This is a genomic window from Haliovirga abyssi (assembly GCF_030295325.1).
GTDB lineage: Bacteria > Fusobacteriota > Fusobacteriia > Fusobacteriales > Haliovirgaceae > Haliovirga > Haliovirga abyssi.
Genome location: NZ_AP027059.1, coordinates 600,987 through 616,106, shown reverse-complemented (window position 1 = coordinate 616,106; position 15,120 = coordinate 600,987). Strand labels below are relative to the sequence as shown.

Below are 15,120 nucleotides of genomic sequence, written 5' to 3'. Positions count from 1 at the left end.
GAATTTCACTACCTTTAACTATTATTTTTTTCAATTTTTTCCAGTATTATTTCACAGTATTTTGCTATTTTTGGATTTTTACTCTCTTTTTTTATTAATTTAACATATGATTTAATATAAAAAATTATATCTTTAAAATCTAACAGCTCTTTTTTTATCTCTTTTTCTATTCTTGATTTTTCTATAATGTTTTTTTCATTATTTAAAAGCAGATTATTCAATAATATCTCTATCTCTTCTCCTAATTCCTCCAAAAAATCTATCTCTCTTCTCTTAAAAAAATCACCATTTAATTTATCTCCAAAATATATTGCACCTACTGTATTAGTTGTATCTCCTATTTTTAATAATAATGAAAAATCATCATCACTTTTTTCTAAATTAATTAGTTTTTCATTATTGTATATATTTTCTAATGTTTTTTTATTTATCTCATCTTTAGTTACTATTTTTATTTTATTTACTTTTAATATTTTAAATAAATCTTTTTCTAATATTTTCTTAAATATTAATATATTTTCTGCCACTTCAAGTTTTCTTATTAATTTTTTATGCTCTATATATGCTCTTTTTTCAAAAAAATATTTGATATAATCTAATGCACCTTTTAAAATAAATATTAACATTACAATTATTACTAAATCCAATTTTATGTAGTTCATAATATATAAAAGAAATAACAATATAATCAAATAATTTAAAACTTCATAAAATATTTTTGTAAACATTTTATATCTTTTTTGATATCTAAATCCAAATGCACCTGTTAATATTCCCCAAAATAAAATTATATCTACCAACGGAAATATAAATCTCGAAAAATCGTTAAAAGGAACATTAAAAACTCTATTCATTAAAGCACTTCCAAAAAATATTAAAGAAAAAATCACAACACCTATTTTAATAAAAAATTTACTAATTTCAGCTTCTTTTTTATTTTTATATTCTCTAATATTTTTAATCATATATATAAGTAAAACCAATATTAAAAAAAGTGGTACAATATCCCATAAGAAAAATGCAGCATTATACACTCTATTATAAATATCATTAAATTCAAATTTTATGATATTTACTTTTGAAAAAATTAATGCTAATTGAGTTATACAAACATAAAATAGTGATATTAAAGCTAAATTAAATATTAATTTTGTAAATTTATTTCCTCTCTCTACTGGATAATTTATAAAAAATTTATACATAAATAAAATTATAAAAATAGTCCCAATAGATTCAATTGAATTGATTTTCACAGCAATCTTTTCATTAAAAAAGGCCACTATCATACTTGATAAACTAAGTATAAAATAAAAATTAAAAAAATCTATTGAAATTAGAATTATATTTTTTTTAGGAATAGTTACACCTTTTTTTATATAATATCTAATAAAAAAATTCAAAATAATTGTTATAAAGACTATAAAATATGAGAAAAAATAGATATTATAATCTTTTGAAATTGGTTTTATAAAAATAGTTCCTATGTTCTGCTTTGAAATTATTTTCTTTATATCTTTTTCTATTTTTATATCTCTGTAATTAATTTTTAATTTATAATCTCCATTTGGAATGTTTTTCATAAAAAATATTCCTCTTGAATTTGTATAAGTTTTATATACTGTTTTATTTTCAGAATATAATTTAACTGATATTTCACTACTATCATTCATATTTTTTAATATTACTTTTCCATGAATATAGTTTTCTGTCCCAAAACTTAATATTGAAAATAGTATATAAAAACATATAATTATAATTTTTTTCATATTATTCACCTATTATCTCCTTTTAGGATGTAATTCTTTTAAAGAAATATCATATCATAGCATTGATTAATATAATATCTTTTTAATTTTTCTTATTCTTATTTTATTATCTTCAGCTAATCTTTTTTTCTTTTGATTTTCTATTTATCAATTATACCATATTAAAGAAAAGTTTCAAATTATTTTTATTTTGTCATAAATTTTAAATTTTTATAACAGAAAAAAAGAGTAGCTAAATAGCTACTCTTTAAAACTAAAACTTTATTCCTACTATACTACTTAAAGTATATCTATCATATCTTGTTACTTTTCCCTTTTCATCTTTAAAATATTTATTATGTCCAGTTATATCATAACCATATTCCAAATTCAAATACATATTTTTTTCTATATTAGTTTTTAATCCTACTGTTGTTAATATTGATGAAGCTCTTACTTTTTCCCAAGAAAAATCATCATCTAAAACACTATTTTTCCCTATATATTTTAAAGTCCCATATAATTTATCTATTGTTACTTTTCCATATAAAGCTAAGCCTTTTAAATCTTCTTTTAGTTTATTATCATCTATTACTTTATTATTCAACATTGATAAATCTATATAATTATATAAACCTTCTACTTCTAAATTTATTTTTTCATTATAATTATATTTTACATCTCCATTAATCGCATATTTAGAATATATATTTTTATTGTCAAATAAATCTGCATTATATTCTCTTGTATTATAATATCCACTTAATTTGACATTTAGTTTTTTCCCTGTATAGTCTCCACTAACTTTCATTTGATATGCATCTGATTCATCTCCAGTTAAATCTTTTTGGCTGTTATTTATTGCTATAATAGACTCTAAATTTACTCCATTTTTAGATATTCCATATTTTACTCCTGGGGCATCTTCTACTACACTTAAAGTTAAATTATTTCCTATATTAATAGGTGCTTTATATGGATAAAAAGTTAATTTTCCTAATTTTGAAGCATAATTAAAATAAGTATCTTCATCTTCAATTATATTAAGAAAATTTATATCATTCATATCCTCATCTTTTCCTGTAGGATATAAACCTAATTTAGTATTAGCAGATATTTTATCACTAACTTTTCCAAATATAGATAAACTAACTTTATTTCCTGTTTCTAAAACTGTATTCATATTTAAATTTTCATTAAATTTATAATTTAATTGAAAACTAAAATCACTATCTCCTATATCTCCTACTCCTATTTTATCATCTTCTGTTGTATAATTTAATAGATTATATTCTATATAACCATTTAATTTTAACTTATTTTCATCTGCAAAAGATACAAGAGAGAATATTATCATTATAAATATTATCAAACTATTCTTTTTCAATGTCCCACTCTCCTTTTTTTAATTTTTAGCTTGGTCAGCTGTTATATCCAATTTAAAATAATCATCATCATCTAAATATAAATTATATACTTTTTCTACTTCAACTGATGTTGCATTTGCAATATCATCATTATCTTCATAATTATCATCACCACTAACCATTATTGCTGCCCCTGATACTACTGCATCTTTCTTTTCTGGATTTGTAGATATCTTTAACGCATATTCTCCAACTGCATTTTCATATTTAGATATTTTTATATAATATGTTCCTGCTTTTGGAAATTCATATGCTAATGTATCAAGTGTATTTTGATCATATGTTTTTAATTCAGTTCCAGTACTATCAAGTATCGATATAATTGTATCTGTCTTTTCACAATTTCCACTCTCATTTTTTAAAGTTTGTATATACCAAATTAATTTACTTATATCCAATTGTTCTGCTAAATCTTTTGTCCCATCAAATGTTATATCTTTTGCAACTAGTTCCCCTTGAATTGTTGATACTGCTCTATATTCTCCCGGTTTTAGCATATTAAATGATATAACTCCATCATCATTCGTTTGTCCTGTTGCTACAAATTTTCCTTCTTTAGTATATAAATATACTCCATTATTAGGAATTACTGGGTTAGGCAAACCTTTTGAAGCAAAATATGGATGTATATTTTGTAATGTTATTTTTAAGCTATGTTCACTATACACTGGTGTTATATCATTATTTATAACTGCTTTTATTGTTTTATAAACATTTACTCTTCCATATCCTGTATCTACATCATACCCTTTTCCATAAATTTCTGGATATATATCATCTGCATTTTGTTCTATTACTTCTTTTAATTCCGCAGGTGTTAAATATGGATTAAATGTCAATACATATCCAGCTAATCCTGTAACAAAAGGCGTTGCCATAGAAGTTCCACTCATATATCTATAATAATTAACTCCTTCATCAGCATTTCCAACGGATAATATCATTTTTCCTGGAGCAACAACTGATAAATTTCTTGATGAATTTGAAAATGACACTTTTTTATCATTCCCATCAGAAGCTCCTATTGTTATTACTCCTGCATAACTTGAAGGATAATTTGCTTCTTGAAAAGCACCATCATTCCCAGAAGCTGCTATTACAACTATATTATTTTTAAGTGCATAACTTATTGTGTCCAATGCAAAATTACTTGCATAAGATCCACCTAATGACATATTAACTGGTATTGTATAATCTATTCCATTATCTTTTTTCCAATCAGCTAAATGTTTTAAAGAACCATATACTGCTGTTGTGCTTCCACTACCATCTACTTTTGTATCATCTGGATTATCAGCAAATACTTTATACATTATTAGTTTTACTTGCCAACATACTCCTGCTACTCCTATTCCATTATCTCCTCTTGCAGCAATTGTACCTGATACATGAGTTCCATGACCTTCTTCATGATTATGATCCCAATTTAATTCTTTACCTTCAAAATCAAAATCTTCTATCATAGATAATATCTTTCCATTAGTAAATTCATATTCATTTTCTTTATTCTTTTTAAAATTTGTGTATCCTTTATAGAATACTCCATCAAACTCTTTATGTGGCATATTTATTCCACTATCTATTACTGCTACATATGGTGTATAGTCTCCAAATCCAAACTCTTTGTAAGCCTTATACCATTCTGTATTCTTTAAAGAATATTCTTGATCTACCAACTTATCATTAAGTTCTTTTTCATCTACAACTTCACTTGCTCTTTTTGGTGCTCTATTTATAGCTTCATTTAATTTATCTTCTGGTATCTCCATTCTAATATCTGGTTCTGCATAATCTATTAACTTACTATTATTTAATTTTTCTATTGTAGTTTTCTCGCTATCATTTGTTTTTAAAAAATAGTATAATTTACCATTCATTTCAAACTTTTTAGATACTTCCACATTCATATTCTTTAAATAATCTTCAGTTAATTCCTTTTTTGCTCTTACTATTACAGTCCCATAATGAGTTTCATTTATTAAATCTGATTCTGTTTTATCTTTTACATTATAAAAATTATACCCTACTTTCTCTATTGTCTGTTTTTTTTCAATAACTTTATCTTTATCACTTTCATTATTATTAGAAAAACATCCTACCATAGATATTAATAGAAGTAATCCAATTAATCCTTTTTTCATATTAAACCTCCTTAATTAGCATCTTCTGACACTATAAACGTATATCTTCCGTTGTCAGCATTGTTTCCTGCACCTTTATTAGTATAAATTATAGATCTACCATATACATCATCTGTACTATAATCTTCTATAAATTGTGGTGCCGTTTGATATCCGCTATATGTTGGATATCCAAATACATCCCATTCATATGTTTTCCCTTTTTCAAACAATGTTAAATCTAATGGTCCACCATATTTTATCCATATCTGATCCTTATAAACTTGTGCAAAATTTTCTAAATTAAACTCTATTTCATTATCATCATTTATAGTAAATACTTCTCCTATATTTACTCCATAACCTGCTAAAAGTTGTCTAAAACTATCTATTTCTATTGAATTTTCTAAATCAGGTTCAACTCCTTGTTTATATCCTGCATCTTTATACCACCAACCTGTGTATTTCCAATCTGTTATCCAATAAAATTTTCCTGTTTCCACATTATAAACAAATGAATGCCAAGAATAGTTGTAAGTAGGTCCTTTATTTATAGCATAAGAACCAAATTTGTCTCCTAATTTATCTTCTATTGCCATTTTAAACCTAAACTGATCTCCTATACCTTTTTTTGTATCAAATATTTCATCTTTTATTGATTTTAATTCTGCTTTTTTATTTTCTAAATCTGCTTGTTTACTTTTTAATTCTGTTTCATCAGTTATACTTTTTATTTCAGTTTCTAAATTACTTATCTCTACTTCTATAGCACTTCTTGATGTTATTTTATCTGCTAAATTAGTTGCTATCTCTTTTAATGAAGGCATCCCATCTATTTTAAATTTAAATGTTGGAGAAATTTTATCTACTTTCCCATTATTTTCTGGACCTTCAAGAACAACTTTAAAGCTTGATAAAAATCTTCCTTTTACTACATTTGTCATTAATACACCTTTTTCACTAAAGGCCTTAATTTTATAATAATATACTTTTCCTTCTTCTAATGTAGAATCAGAATCTATATATTTATGTCCATATTCATCATGTTTTGGTTTATCTTTAGAGTCAACACCTTTATACAAATCATTTATATCAGTGTCCAATTCTCCAATTGTAGCTTCAGTATAAAATTTTTCTCCTACTTTTGTGAAATTTTTGTTATCTTCTGATCTATATACTTCGAATCCTTTTATAGGTATATAAGTATTATCTTTATCTCTTACTGAAAATTTTAAACTTACATATCCAATAGTTGGTTCTAAATCAAAATTTGAAAAACCTCTATTTATTTCTGCATATTTTATTGTTCTTGGTAAATATTGTACATATGATTTTGCATACATCATAAATTCATAACTAAATAATTTTGCTGTTGTTTCTTTTATTTCAGAGCTTTTTAATTCTACACCTTTTAAAGCAGTTAAGTATACATATTTAGTAGTATTATTTCCTGCTAAATCTTGTACATGAATTTTTATATAATTTTCACCTTTTATCAAATTATATCCTGTGTCAAATTCGGCTACTGTTAAATACTCTTTCGGATTCGAACCTTTTATCTCTTCACTTCTAACTTGATAATTTGAAACCTTATAAGAATTTCTTGTAACATTACTATTTATATCTAGTCTGATACCTTGTGTTCCCCATTCTGTTTTTTCCATAGCTATTTTAGCTTTTGCCTGTATTTTCACACTATCAATACTCTTATTTTCATAATTTTGTTCATCAAATAATGTTTTATAAGATCCATCTTTATCATCATTAGATAAAACTTCTACTTTTTCTATTGTAGGTGCTTCTAATCTATCTTGATACTCTTTTAATAAAGATTTAAAATTATATAATGTAATAGTTCCTTCATTATCTCTTCCTAATTTTAAATCTTGAAATTTAGATGTTCCATACCCTTTTTTAGTTGCTACTACATCTATATAATTTCCATTTAAATCCTTGTCTAAATAAATTGTAGCATCTCCATTTTTATCTGTTTTAGCTTCTCCTAATATCTCTTCTCCCATATATACTTTAATAGCAGAATTACTTATATTATTTCCTGCTACACTATTTAATACTTTTACTTTTATACTAATCTTATTTTCTAAATCTCTTTTTAAATTATTACTATCATCACTATTTTCATTAAAACATCCAAAAAAAGAGATGGAAATAGTAATTAAAAGCAAAACTCTTAATATTTTTTTCATAATATCTTCTCCCATCTAATTATTTTGTTATAAATTTTACTTTATCTTCATAAACTTTTAAAGTTCCATCTTCATTAATATCAATTTCATCTTCATGTTTTACAAATGTTGCTGCTCCATTAATTACCTCTACAGTATTCCAACTTACACTCTTATCACCTGATTCAATCATTTCAGTTGCTTGATTATTCGATAAATCTATATTATCTTCATCAATTTTTATATCTCTTACTACAACTTGATTTTCAGAAGTAGCTATTACTTTTACCTCTACTAATTTGTTACCACCATCCAATAAACTTTCACAACCAAAAAAACTTCCTAATAACACTAATCCTAACAAAAACTTCCAATACTTCTTCATAACTTAATACCTCCTCCAATTTTTTAGTAATTTAAATTCCGCGGGTAAGAATTATATCAAAATACTAGTACAATGTCAAATATTTTTATATACTGTTTTGTCAACAATAGATACATTTCATATATAAACATAACAAAAAGACTAAATTATAAGTAATTTAGCCTAATTCAATATAAAACTCTTTCTTTTAAAAAGTATTTTAAAAAGTATTTTTAAAAATATTTATCTTATTAGAATAGTTAAAAAGATGAAATTTAAATATAAAAATAGGATAATATAGATTCTTCTATATCACCCTATTTAATACTATCTTTTCAAAGGCAAATACAGTTCTATAATTGTATTTTCTCCTTCTGTATTTAAATTTTCTTCATTACTAACAACAAGCAAATCAAATCCTATATCATCTATTTTATAATTTGTATTAGGTAGCCAAGTATCATAAATAAGATCTATTGTTTTATCAAGAGATTTCGTTATCCCATTTTTACTTTCACTTTTATGCATAAATTTTACATATTTTTGAGAATTAATCTTTCTCAAAATAAATTTTGAAGGGATGAAATCAAAATTTTTAACTTTAAATCCTCCAAAAAAAATATTTAAGTCATCAGAAAAACCATTAATCAAAAAATTATAATGTAAATTAGAATTTTCTATATTTTTTAATTTAGGTAGCTCTTTTAGTAATTCATTCCAAATTTTTCTAGTAATCTCAATATCATTTTTTCCAGTAGAAACGCCCTGCAATCCAATTAATTTTAGTTCTGGCATCTCTACTAATTCCCAAGATATTAAATATCCCAAGCTATTAATAAATAATTTTCTTGCTACTAAATCTATTTTGGGATATTTGTTTATTATCATCTTTGAATCTCTATATTTTTTAGGAGTTATTCCATATATTTTTTTAAAACTTCTCGAAAAAACTTCATTAGAATTAAAATTAAATTCAATAGCTATCTCTAAAATATTTTTATTAGAAGTTTTTAATTCTAATGCCGCTTCATAAACTCTTCTCTTTTTTATATAGGATATAACAGACTCTCCAACTATACTTTTAAATAATCTTTGAAAATGATATTTTGAAATATATATATAATTACATAAATCATCAATTGTAATATCATTTCTCAAATTATCCTCTATATAATCAATAACCTTTGAAATTTCATCAAAATAGTTCATAAAAAACTCCTTTTTGGTATACTTAAAAATAATTTTTCTTGAAACAAATCATCTTTTTTATCAAGGGACTTTAAAAAAATTAATGAGTCATTTGTTTGAAAAATATGAACGAATCTACAGATTTTCTCAAACAATTTTGACAAATTTATTTTTTTATTGTACCCAATTAGGTAAATATAAATTTGTTCAGAAAATAAGCTACTCCATTTTTTAAAACATGCAATTTTTCAAGATAAAATTTTTATACTCTACTGTATAAAGCGTAGCTTATTTTTTATTATAACTTTATTTTACACATAAAACAACTCTATTTTTTTAATATTTTAAATCCAAATTTTAGAATATCAATCTCTCCTAAAACCTCTTTTTCATCAAAAATATCAATATATTTCCCTTCTATAATTTTATTTATATTTTTATCACTATTATTTATATAAATTTCAATTACATCATTATTATATTTTCTTCTAAAATGAAAAACATTATCTTCACTATCTTCAATCTCAATCTCTCCTAAAAATAAAGCTTTTTCATTTTTTCTTATCTTTATTATCTTTTTGTAAAATTCTAATAATTCTTTATCTTGGCTATCTCCCCAAAGCATTCCCCTTCTATTATCAGGGTCTTCTCCTCCTGTAAGCCCTACTTCATCTCCATAATATATTAATGGAGTTCCAATCATTGTAAATTGCAGAATCAAAGCTAATATCTTTTTATCTTTTCTTTCATTAGCCAAAAAACTAAATCTTGCAGTATCATGAGTCCCTATTAAATTCCATAATAATTTATGAGTTTGTTTTTTATATTTTGCCAAATATTTAGATATTGCTTCTCCATATTCTTTAGAATTAATCTTATTTTTTGCAATATAATCTAAAGTAGCTGTATAAAATTGATAATTCATAACTGTATCAAATTCATCTCCATTTAACCAAGAAGAGCTATCATACCAAACTTCTCCAATTATTATAGCTTCCGATTTTACTTCTTTTATAACTTTTCTAGCTTTTTTCCAAAAAGAATGTGGTATCTCATCAGCCACATCCAATCTCCACCCATCTATATCCGCTTCTTCTATCCAATATTTTAATACTTTTAGTATATACTCCTGCATCTCCAAAGAGCTATAATTCAATTTTGGAAGTAGCGGAAAATGTGCAAAACATTTATAATTAGCTGGTGATTTTACTTCTACTGGATATCTATCTATCTTATACCAAGAACTATATTTTGATTTTTCATTTTTTTCTAAAATATCTGTAAAAGGTTCAAATTCAACTCCTGTACTGCTAAATGCTCCATCTAAAATTATTTTTATTCCTTTTTTATGAGCTTTTTTTACTAATTTTTTAAACAGCTCTAATGTCCCAAAATCAGGATCTATCTCAAAATAATCAAATGTACAATATTTATGATTATATCCTGCTTTAAATATTGGATTTAGATAAATTGTATTAACTCCTAATTCTGAAATATATTCCATTTTATCTATAATTCCTAATAAATTTCCACCTAAATAACTGTCATTTTCTACATTTCCATTCCAATCTAAATGGTTTTTATTTTCTATATAATTATCTCCACGATAAAATCTCTCTGGAAAAATTTGATATACAATTGATTCTTCTGCCCATTTTGGAGTAATAAAAAGATCTGTAAAATCTAAAACAGGCATTGTAAACATTTCTGGAATATAAGCTATTCCCTCTTCTTTATTTATCTCGTTATAAAATTTATAATTTCCATAAAAAATTTCTTCTTTCTCATCTTTTAATTTAAAAATATAGCTTAAACTTAAGACATCAAATTTTATAACTGTCTCATAATAATCAAACATATCATCTGTATATCTTTTTTTCATTTTTACATTTCTAAATTCTTTTTTCTTAGCAAATAGATATTTAAATTTATCCACATATAATAATTCAACCTCTTTTATATTATTTTTTTCTGTTCTTATTTTTATTAACAATTCATCTTTGGATACTCCATAACAATAATTTGAATCTATTTCGTGAAAAATCGCTGTTTTATTCATAATAATTTCTCCTTTTTTTAATTAATTATAAAGAAATTATACTTTAATTTTAAAATAGTTGCTTGATATTTAGTGCTATATTTTCATTAAATTATTTATATTATAAGCATAAATTGTTAATTTAATATACCTAAAATCTCACAATACAAAAAGAGACGCAATAAATCACGCCTCTTCATAAACTACTTTCCTTATTTTTGCAAAACTTTTATAATCTCATCAACTTTTGCAATTTTTCCCATAATTTTCACTTCTCCATCTACAACTAAAGTTGGTGTCATCATTACTCCAAATGCCATTATATCCTTTATCTCAGTTACTTTTTCTATTTCTGCCTCTATTCCTAATTTTTCTACAGCTTCTATTACATTTTTCTCTAACTTAATACAATTTGGACACCCAGTCCCTAAAATCTTCAAATTCACTCTAATCACTTCCTATTTTAAATTTTTTAAAATTATTTTTAATTCATGCACTGTTGGAATCTCACCAGAAAATTTCAGCTCTCCATTTATTATAAGAGCTGGCACAGACATTATTCCACGTTCAGCAATTTTTTTTGGATCAGATATTTTTTTTATATTAATATCTTTCTCTATTTTATTAATTACTTTTAGTAAATTTATTTCCAGATCTAATAATTCTCTACTTTCAACTCCTAATATTGTTATATCCAATTTTATTCACCCCTTTATTGTATCACAAACTAATTAATCTTTAAAAAATCATTTATTTTCTTTTTCTATTAATTTTTTAATATCTCTTTCTATAATATCTGTTAATTCCAACATTTTCTTTTCATCAAAATGTGGTCCAGCTTTTTTCTCTGTCATATAATCTTCATGATCTAATTCATAAGCTAAATCTATTTTTATTCCTGCCTTTTCTAAACTTTTTCTAAGACAAGCTCCTTTACACCCATCTATTACAATTTGATAATCATCATACATTAGTACTTGACTTGGTCCTTCTACCTCTGGATATAATCCTAATGGACATCTCATAAAAGCATTTGGAAATCTTTTAGTCAATTCTCTTGATATGAAAAAACTTTTTTGTCCTAAATTAGAGCTTCCTGCACATCCATTAACTCCTATTGTTTTTCCAAATTTTTCATGTTGCATAGTAATTGTTTTTTTAGCTGCCTCTGTTTTAATTTCACTTAATTCTTTCTTTTTCATAATAAATCTCTCCTTTTTTTATTTTTTTACCTCTCAAATCTAACTTTATTCTGAATATTTTTCTCAACTTCAAGCTTATGATAAAATTAAAAAAATATCCTTTAATTTTTAGACACATTAAAATGTTTTTTTACTTTTCCACTTGATTTTAAATATGTCATTAAAAATATTGGCTGAAATAATGACATTATTGCTGGTGCTATTGCCATATATTGTCCATCTTTTCCAAAAATAGCTATTATAATTGCTATTGTTAATGCAATATTTTTACTAACACTTGTGAATACTACAGCTTGATGATGACCATATTCAAATTTTAAAACTGTTTTATTCATGTATATTGTAAAAAATATAGTAACAGTATAATAAATTATAGCTACTGGAGCTATCATAATTATAGCTTTGTAATTTTTTATTATTAAATCTGCTTTCGAAGCAAATATTGTAAACATTAAAAGATATAAAGATGCCAATGTTACTACTGAAAATACAGGTTTAAATTTACTATTATATACTTTTTCATCATGCTTTTTCATTATTAATTCTCTAGTTATTATACCTAAGGCTAAAGGTAAAATTAATATTACTCCTAAATTTTTTAACATTAATGGTAATGGCAATACTATGTTTGCTCCTGCTGCAAAATAACTCCCTGCAATTGGATAAACAAAAATTGAAAGGATAAATGCTACTGCTACAATTATAGCTCCTGTTACCATATGTCCTTCTGCAAGCCCAATATATCCTAATCCCATACTAGATGCTGGTGCTACTGCTAAAAGCATTAAAGCTAATTTTATTCTTGGATCTGCTATAAATATACTAGTCAAAATATATAAAAAAGCTGGTGCATAAATAAAATTTAATATTGTTGCTTCTATTAAAGGTTTAGTCGATCCTTTTATCTTTTTCAAAGAAGCTAATGAAATATTTATCATCATTGGATATATCATAATAAATACTATTGGCAATATATATGTAGATAATTTTTTAGCATTTGGAAAAATATATCCAACACCAAATCCTCCAATCATAACTAAAAATGTGTATATCAACATATTTCCTGACAAATTCTTTTGAATTTTTTTAATCATTTTATTACCCTTCTTTCTTTTTTATTTTTTTAATATTATTTAATCTTTTTTTAGAATTACAATACCATTTTTTACTATTAACTTTGCTATCTTATCTTCACATTTAGTTATATCCTCCATCTCTGTTGATATAATTTTAAATGTAGCTACAGTTGGAGCATCTAAATCTATAGTTCCTCTTAATGATGAAGTTTTAATATTAATATCTACAATATCAACAGAGCAATCTTTAATTTCTGAATAAATTTCTTTAAATATTTCTTTACCTATTATAAGCCCAGCTATCTCATATTCTTTTGAAATTTTAGCTTTAGATATATTTTCCAATACTTCTTTTTCTATTTTATCTATATCCATTTTAATTTTTTTCTCTTTTGCTATTTTTTGTATTTTTACTAATATTTTTTCCTCTTTTTCTATTTCATGTACTATTTCCTTATCTGGAAATGATATAGCTTCAACTGGACATATTGCTGCACAAGTTGTACAACCCACAAGACATTGAAATTTGTTTTCAACTATTGCTTTATTACTCTTCATATCAAAGTTATAAACACCCCTACCACAAGATACAAAACATAATTTACATCCAATACATTTTTCTGTATCAACTATTGGATACCAAGGAATTTTAGTCCTATCCACTCCATGCCATTTAGCAAATTTTTCTGGTAATTTTTTTCCCATTTTCATTACCTCCCATTATAATTTTTGTTTTTTCTATAGCTTTACAATAACCAGTTAAATAAATACCCTACCAATACAATCCCTATTCCAGTTATTGTTACAAAAGTTGCTATTAACTTAGGTTTTATTACTTTTCTTAATAATATCATTTCTGGCATTGACATTGCTGTTACTGCCATCATAAATGCAAGAGCTGTTCCAATTCCTACTCCTTTATTAATAAGAGCTTCTGCTATTGGTATTGTTCCTAAAGCATTTGAATAAAGTGGAACTCCTAATATTACTGCTACTAATACTGCAAATGGATTATTAGGCCCTGCATATTTTGCTAACATCTCTTGCGGTGCCCATCCATGTATTAGAGCTCCTAATCCTATTCCTATTAATAAAAACAACCAAACTTTTTTTACTATTTCTATTACATTATCTTTTGCAAAGTTTACTCTCTCATTTTGACTCATCTTAACTATATCTACATCTCCAACTTTCATTTGATACACATACTCTTCTACATATTTTTCCATATGTAGTTTGTCAATAATAATTCCTCCTATTACTCCAACTACTACTCCTGTTATAACATAAATAGTAGCAATTTTCCAACCAAATGATGCTAATAAAATAGCAAATGCCGCTTCATTCACAATAGGTGATGTTATTAAAAATGAAAATGTAACCCCTAAGGAAACCTCTGCCTCTACAAATCCTATAAACAATGGAACTGATGAACAAGAACAAAATGGCGTAACTATTCCCAATAACGATGCCATTATATTTGCTGTAATACCGCTAAATCTTTCTAAAATTTTCTTAGTTCGCTCTGCAGGAAAATAACTTCTAACATAAGATATTATAAAAATCATAAAAGATAATAAAATTAAAATTTTCACAGTATCATATATAAAAAAATGAACACTTCCTCCAAGCCTTGTATCCATAGATATATTAAAAATATTTTCTACAATATACCTAACTAAATTATCTAACCATCCAAACATAATTTTCCTCCTTTAACTAATTAACTATTTACTTAATTTATTGTACTACAAAAAAGATAAATTGTCAATTG

Annotated in this window: 13 protein-coding genes; all 13 read right to left on the bottom strand. The window is 24.6% G+C overall.

Features of this window, described 5'->3' with window-relative positions; all coding sequences use genetic code 11:
• Positions 1-14: 14 nt before the first annotated feature.
• The gene (locus RDY08_RS02695) at positions 15-1,766 is read right to left on the bottom strand and encodes a hypothetical protein (RefSeq protein WP_307904886.1); all 1,752 of its coding nucleotides are present in this window, start codon (positions 1,764-1,766) and stop codon (positions 15-17) included.
• Between the two features lie 253 nt (positions 1,767-2,019).
• Positions 2,020-3,132: a hypothetical protein gene (locus RDY08_RS02690; RefSeq protein WP_307904885.1), complete on the bottom strand. Its 1,113-nt coding sequence runs from the start codon at positions 3,130-3,132 to the stop codon at positions 2,020-2,022.
• Positions 3,133-3,150: 18 nt separating this feature from the next.
• Positions 3,151-5,313: a S8 family peptidase gene (locus RDY08_RS02685; RefSeq protein WP_307904884.1), complete on the bottom strand. Its 2,163-nt coding sequence runs from the start codon at positions 5,311-5,313 to the stop codon at positions 3,151-3,153.
• A gap of 11 nt (positions 5,314-5,324) precedes the next feature.
• Positions 5,325-7,499: a hypothetical protein gene (locus RDY08_RS02680; RefSeq protein ID WP_307904883.1), complete on the bottom strand. Its 2,175-nt coding sequence runs from the start codon at positions 7,497-7,499 to the stop codon at positions 5,325-5,327.
• Between the two features lie 19 nt (positions 7,500-7,518).
• The gene (locus tag RDY08_RS02675) at positions 7,519-7,863 is read right to left on the bottom strand and encodes a hypothetical protein (RefSeq protein ID WP_307904882.1); all 345 of its coding nucleotides are present in this window, start codon (positions 7,861-7,863) and stop codon (positions 7,519-7,521) included.
• A 306-nt stretch (positions 7,864-8,169) separates the two neighbouring features.
• Positions 8,170-9,051 (bottom strand): AraC family transcriptional regulator, encoded by an 882-nt coding sequence (locus RDY08_RS02670; RefSeq protein ID WP_307904881.1) that lies wholly within the window; start codon positions 9,049-9,051, stop codon positions 8,170-8,172.
• Positions 9,052-9,358: 307 nt separating this feature from the next.
• Positions 9,359-11,089, bottom strand: coding sequence for a glycoside hydrolase family 13 protein (locus RDY08_RS02665; RefSeq protein WP_307904880.1), 1,731 nt, complete (start codon positions 11,087-11,089; stop codon positions 9,359-9,361).
• 191 nt (positions 11,090-11,280) lie between these two features.
• Positions 11,281-11,514: a thioredoxin family protein gene (locus RDY08_RS02660; protein WP_307904879.1), complete on the bottom strand. Its 234-nt coding sequence runs from the start codon at positions 11,512-11,514 to the stop codon at positions 11,281-11,283.
• 12 nt (positions 11,515-11,526) lie between these two features.
• Positions 11,527-11,766: a thioredoxin family protein gene (locus RDY08_RS02655; protein ID WP_307904878.1), complete on the bottom strand. Its 240-nt coding sequence runs from the start codon at positions 11,764-11,766 to the stop codon at positions 11,527-11,529.
• Between the two features lie 48 nt (positions 11,767-11,814).
• On the bottom strand, positions 11,815-12,270 hold the full coding sequence (locus RDY08_RS02650; protein ID WP_307904877.1) for a putative zinc-binding protein: 456 nt from the start codon (positions 12,268-12,270) through the stop codon (positions 11,815-11,817).
• A gap of 101 nt (positions 12,271-12,371) precedes the next feature.
• A complete protein-coding gene (locus tag RDY08_RS02645; RefSeq protein ID WP_307904876.1) occupies positions 12,372-13,364 on the bottom strand; it encodes an arsenic resistance protein in 993 nt (330 codons plus the stop codon).
• A 39-nt stretch (positions 13,365-13,403) separates the two neighbouring features.
• Positions 13,404-14,051, bottom strand: coding sequence for a 4Fe-4S dicluster domain-containing protein (locus RDY08_RS02640; protein ID WP_307904875.1), 648 nt, complete (start codon positions 14,049-14,051; stop codon positions 13,404-13,406).
• Positions 14,052-14,092: 41 nt separating this feature from the next.
• Entirely contained in the window at positions 14,093-15,049 is a 957-nt protein-coding gene (locus RDY08_RS02635) for a permease (RefSeq protein WP_307904874.1), read from the bottom strand.
• Positions 15,050-15,120: the final 71 nt, after the last annotated feature.

Bases quoted from the DNA above. Each gene is read 5' to 3' on its own strand.
- RDY08_RS02675 (WP_307904882.1), bottom strand. From the start codon at position 7,863: ATGAAGAAGTATTGGAAGTTTTTGTTAGGATTAGTGTTATTAGGAAGT.
- RDY08_RS02685 (WP_307904884.1), bottom strand. From the start codon at position 5,313: ATGAAAAAAGGATTAATTGGATTACTTCTATTAATATCTATGGTAGGA.
- RDY08_RS02665 (WP_307904880.1), bottom strand. From the start codon at position 11,089: ATGAATAAAACAGCGATTTTTCACGAAATAGATTCAAATTATTGTTAT.
- RDY08_RS02670 (WP_307904881.1), bottom strand. From the start codon at position 9,051: ATGAACTATTTTGATGAAATTTCAAAGGTTATTGATTATATAGAGGAT.
- RDY08_RS02635 (WP_307904874.1), bottom strand. From the start codon at position 15,049: ATGTTTGGATGGTTAGATAATTTAGTTAGGTATATTGTAGAAAATATT.
- RDY08_RS02645 (WP_307904876.1), bottom strand. From the start codon at position 13,364: ATGATTAAAAAAATTCAAAAGAATTTGTCAGGAAATATGTTGATATAC.
- RDY08_RS02650 (WP_307904877.1), bottom strand. From the start codon at position 12,270: ATGAAAAAGAAAGAATTAAGTGAAATTAAAACAGAGGCAGCTAAAAAA.
- RDY08_RS02640 (WP_307904875.1), bottom strand. From the start codon at position 14,051: ATGGGAAAAAAATTACCAGAAAAATTTGCTAAATGGCATGGAGTGGAT.
- RDY08_RS02695 (WP_307904886.1), bottom strand. From the start codon at position 1,766: ATGAAAAAAATTATAATTATATGTTTTTATATACTATTTTCAATATTA.
- RDY08_RS02680 (WP_307904883.1), bottom strand. From the start codon at position 7,499: ATGAAAAAAATATTAAGAGTTTTGCTTTTAATTACTATTTCCATCTCT.